Source organism: Vibrio sp. 970 (genome assembly GCF_033339075.1).
Map to the genome: position 1 here is coordinate 1 of NZ_JAWOTW010000339.1, position 689 is coordinate 689.

The 689-nt window shown below is 46.6% G+C and carries 1 pseudogene; it reads left to right on the top strand.

Going from position 1 to position 689, the window contains the following annotated elements:
• A pseudogene (locus R7Q11_RS26525) lies at positions 1-689 on the top strand (SgrR family transcriptional regulator); the annotation flags it as partial.

Here is a 689-nt window from a genome sequence, read left to right on the forward strand (position 1 = left end):
TGCTTAACAAAAACACTGGCATCGCAAAAGACCCACGTTGGGCCGAATTTTTAAGCCAAACACTAAATAGTCATCAAATTTACGCGCACGTTCCCCAAGATAAAGTGATTGAACTGGGTGTACTGCAAGCATTTGGTTTAAAACCGGGGTGGATTGACTTAAGGCCGACATCAGTGGGTGAAGTCCCGCAACAAGGTAAATCGATTACCGTCGCTTATCAGAAAAAACATCCGATGTTTCCTGTCATTGCCAAAGCAATTAAACATTTGCTCAAACCGCACAGTGTCGATGTCGAGTTTATTCGCTACGATACGCAGCCGCCAAATCCAGAAGAAGTCGACGTTTGGGTAAAAGCAATGGGTATTGCGACCAATCGCAACGATGCCTTAGCGGGCTGGCTACTTGATTACAGCGACATCGAAAAATTCAGCGCGGGTTACGATTTTTCAGAATGGGCGACATTAGTCGATCAATGGCGTGCAGGCATTCACGCCGACTTTCCGGCGCGCGAATTAGGAAGGCAGTTAGTGAAAAGCTGCCAGGTTATTCCAATGTTCCATTGCTGGCTTGGTGTAAACAAAGACCACAGCGGAGCGCTTCAAAACGCAAAATGTAATGCGTTGGGGTGGTTCGATTTCAGCAATGTGTGGGTCAAGCCAGAGATAGAAGATAATGGCCAAGCCGAATAA